This is a genomic window from uncultured Aquincola sp., from assembly GCF_964001545.1.
Taxonomy (GTDB): Bacteria; Pseudomonadota; Gammaproteobacteria; order Burkholderiales; family Burkholderiaceae_C; genus Aquincola.
The window spans coordinates 1-1,730 of record NZ_CAXFDV010000326.1 but is presented as its reverse complement, the minus strand read 5'-3'; the positions used below and the strand labels follow the sequence as shown (position 1 = coordinate 1,730).

The 1,730-nt window shown below is 69.9% G+C and carries 1 protein-coding gene; it reads right to left on the bottom strand.

Translation table 11 applies throughout. The features are described 5' to 3' along the window. Positions 1 to 1,730: polyphosphate kinase 1 (gene ppk1, locus ABNT58_RS11380; RefSeq protein ID WP_348753592.1), on the bottom strand; the 1,730-nt coding region annotated here is incomplete at both ends.

Below are 1,730 nucleotides of genomic sequence, written 5' to 3'. Positions count from 1 at the left end.
GCCTGCTGGGCGCTCACCGGCTCACCGGTGGTGGTCACGGCCTCGTAGTGGCCGTCCGAGCGCAGCAGCCAGGCTTCCTGGGTGTCGTGCAGGTAGGGGACCAGGCATTCGTCGATCACCCGCTGGCGCAGCGCGCGGTCGTGGATGGGCCAGGCCAGCTCGATGCGGCGGAACATGTTGCGGCTCATCCAGTCGGCGCTGCTGAGGTACAGCGCCTCGTGCGCATCGTCTCCGCCCCAGCGGAAGTACAGCACCCGGGTGTGTTCCAGGAAGCGGCCCACCACCGAACGCACGCGGATGCGCTCGGTGAAGCCGGGCACGCCGGGGCGCAGCATGCAGGCGCCGCGCACCACCAGGTCGATCTGCGCACCGGCCTGCGCCGCGGCCACCAGGCCCTCGATCAAGCGCGGGTCGGTGAGCGCATTGCACTTGACCACCACGCGCGCCGGCTTGCCTTCGCGGGCGGCGTCGGTCACCTGCTGCAGGTGCTTGAGCATGCGGCCGTGCAGCACGAAGGGCGCGGTCAGCAGGTGGCGCGGCGGCTTCATCGCCGTCAGGCTGGCCAGCTGGTGGAACACCGCATCGGCATCGGCGGTCAGGTGCTCGTCGGCGGTGAGGTAGCCCACGTCGGTGTACAGCCGCGCGGTGCGCGGGTTGTAGTTGCCGGTGGACAGGTGGGCATAGCGGCGCAGGCGCGTGCCTTCGCGGCGCGTGACCAGCAGCAGCTTGGCATGGGTCTTGAGGCCAACGATGCCGTACACCACCTGCGCGCCCACGGCTTCCAGCCGCTCGGCCCAGTTGATGTTGGCCTCTTCGTCGAAGCGGGCCTTCAGCTCCACCACCACCATCACTTCCTTGCCGCGGCGGGCCGCCTCGATCAGCAGGTCCATCAGCACGCTCTGGGTGCCGGTGCGGTAGATGGTCTGCTTGATGGCCAGCACGTCGGGGTCGTTGACCGCCTCGCGCAGGAACTGCACCACCGGCTCGAAGCTTTCGAACGGGTGGTGCAGCAGCACGTCGCCCTGGCGCAGCCGCGCGAAGATGGACTGCGAGCGCGGCAGCCGCTGCGTCGGCCAGGCCGGCTCATGGTGCTCGAAGCGCAGGCGGTCGGCGGCGGCCTGGTCGATCAGCTGGTTCAGGCGCACCAGGTTCACCGGGCCGTTGACGCGGTACAGCGCCGCCGGCGGCAGCGCAAACTGCTCGAGCAGGAAGCTCGACAGCTCTTCGGGGCAGCTCTTGACCACTTCCAGCCGCACCGCCTGGCCGAAATGGCGCGTGGTCAGGCCCGAGCGCAGTGCCTGCCGCAGGTTGGTCACGTCGTCCTCGTCCACCTCCAGGTCGGAGTCGCGGGTGACGCGGAACTGCGAGAAGGTTTCCACCTCGCGGCCGGCGAACAGGTCGGCCAGGTGGGCGCGGATCACGCTGGACAGCAGCACGAAGCCCTGCTCGCCCGGCTGGCACACCGAAGCCGGCAGCCGGATGACCCGCGGCAACACCCGCGGCACCTTGACGATGGCAATGCTGCTGGCGCGGCCGAAGGCATCGCGCCCGCTCAGCCGCACGATGAAGTTCAGGCTCTTGTTGGCCACCAGCGGAAACGGGTGCGCCGGGTCCAGCCCCACCGGCACCAGCAGCGGCATCACCTGCCGCTCGAAGAAGCGGGCCACCCACTGGCGCTGCGCATCGTTGCGCTCGGCATGGTTGAGCACCACGATGCCTTCGGTGGCCAG